This is a genomic window from Streptomyces sp. NPDC002130 (genome assembly GCF_040296465.1).
GTDB lineage: Bacteria > Actinomycetota > Actinomycetes > Streptomycetales > Streptomycetaceae > Streptomyces.
This window is the reverse complement of record NZ_JBEOXI010000667.1, coordinates 1-1,759: the sequence shown is the minus strand read 5'-3', so window position 1 is coordinate 1,759 and position 1,759 is coordinate 1. Positions and strand designations below refer to the sequence as shown.

Sequence of the window (1,759 nt, the reverse complement as noted above, 5' to 3'; positions counted from 1 at the left end):
CGCCCCCGTGTCGGTGCAGTCGATGACCACGACGCGCACGTCCGACATCGGCGCGACCCTCCAGCAGATCGCCGAACTCACCGCCTCCGGCTGTCAGATCGTCCGCGTCGCCTGCCCGACCCAGGACGACGCCGACGCCCTCGCGACCATCGCCCGCAAGTCGCAGATCCCGGTCATCGCCGACATCCACTTCCAGCCGAAGTACGTGTTCGCGGCCATCGAGGCCGGTTGTGCGGCGGTCCGCGTCAACCCCGGCAACATCAAGCAGTTCGACGACAAGGTCAAGGAGATCGCCAAGGCGGCCCGGGACCACGGCACCCCGATCCGCATCGGCGTCAACGCGGGCTCCCTCGACCGGCGCCTGCTCCAGAAGTACGGCAAGGCGACCCCGGAGGCCCTGGTCGAGTCGGCCCTGTGGGAGGCGTCCCTCTTCGAGGAGCACGACTTCCGGGACATCAAGATCTCCGTCAAGCACAACGACCCGGTCGTCATGATCGAGGCGTACAAGCAGCTCGCCGCCCAGTGCGACTACCCGCTGCACCTCGGCGTCACGGAGGCGGGCCCGGCCTTCCAGGGCACCATCAAGTCGGCGGTGGCCTTCGGCGCGCTCCTCTCGCAGGGCATCGGCGACACGATCCGCGTCTCGCTCTCCGCGCCGCCCGCCGAGGAGGTCAAGGTCGGCATCCAGATCCTGGAGTCCCTGAACCTCAAGGAGCGCGGCCTGGAGATCGTCTCCTGCCCGTCCTGCGGCCGCGCACAGGTCGACGTCTACAAGCTGGCCGAAGAGGTCACCGCCGGCCTGACCGGCATGGAGGTCCCGCTCCGCGTCGCCGTCATGGGCTGCGTCGTGAACGGCCCCGGCGAGGCCCGCGAGGCCGACCTCGGCGTCGCCTCCGGCAACGGCAAGGGCCAGATCTTCGTCAAGGGCGAGGTCATCAAGACCGTCCCCGAGTCCAAGATCGTGGAGACCCTCATCGAAGAGGCCATGAAGCTCGCCGAGCAGATGGAGCAGGACGGCGTGACCTCGGGCGAACCGTCGGTGGCGGTCGCGGGCTGATCACTTGACGACGATGGGACCCGCGCCCCGCCTTTCCGGGGGCGCGGGGAACTGCGCGAGCGGCCAGGACGCACCCGCGGACGCCGGAACACCGTCGCTCCCGAGCTCCGAGGCGTACCGCCCAAGCGGCGCAGCTATAGTGCGGAGACCAGCAACCCCAGTTCGTGAGGCCCGCACGTGTTGACGCAGACCACCTCACGGGTCCTCGAACCGAGCGACCTGGACGCCGCGCTCGCCGTCCTCGACCGCGAGCCGGTCGCGAACGCCTTCGTGACGTCCCGCGTACAGGTCGCCGGACTCGACCCGTGGCGGCTCGGCGGTGAGATGTGGGGCTGGTACGAGGACGGCATACTCACCTCCCTCTGCTACGCCGGCGCCAACCTGGTCCCGATCTGCGCCGGCCCGCGCGCCGTCCGCGCCTTCGCCGACCGTGCCCGCCGGGCCGGTCGCCGCTGCTCCTCCATCGTCGGCCCCTCCGGCGCCACCTCCGACCTGTGGCGGCTGCTGGAACCCCAGTGGGGACCGGCCCGCGACGTCCGCCGCCACCAGCCGCTCATGGTCACCGACCGCCTCCCGGACGGCATCACCCCGGACCCCTACGTCCGTCGCGTCCGCAAGGACGAGATGGAGACGATCATGCCGGCGTGCGTGGCCATGTTCACCGAAGAGGTCGGCGTCTCCCCGCTGGCCGGCGACGGCGGC

Annotated in this window: 2 protein-coding genes; both read left to right on the top strand. The window is 70.7% G+C overall.

Translation table 11 applies throughout. From position 1 onward, the window contains the following. Positions 1-1,057: flavodoxin-dependent (E)-4-hydroxy-3-methylbut-2-enyl-diphosphate synthase (ispG, locus tag ABT116_RS44235; RefSeq protein WP_351646515.1), on the top strand; the 1,057-nt coding region annotated here is incomplete at its 5' end. 177 nt (positions 1,058-1,234) lie between these two features. Beyond that, a partial coding sequence (locus ABT116_RS44230; RefSeq protein ID WP_351646513.1) for a DUF4081 domain-containing protein occupies positions 1,235-1,759 on the top strand: 525 nt, incomplete at its 3' end.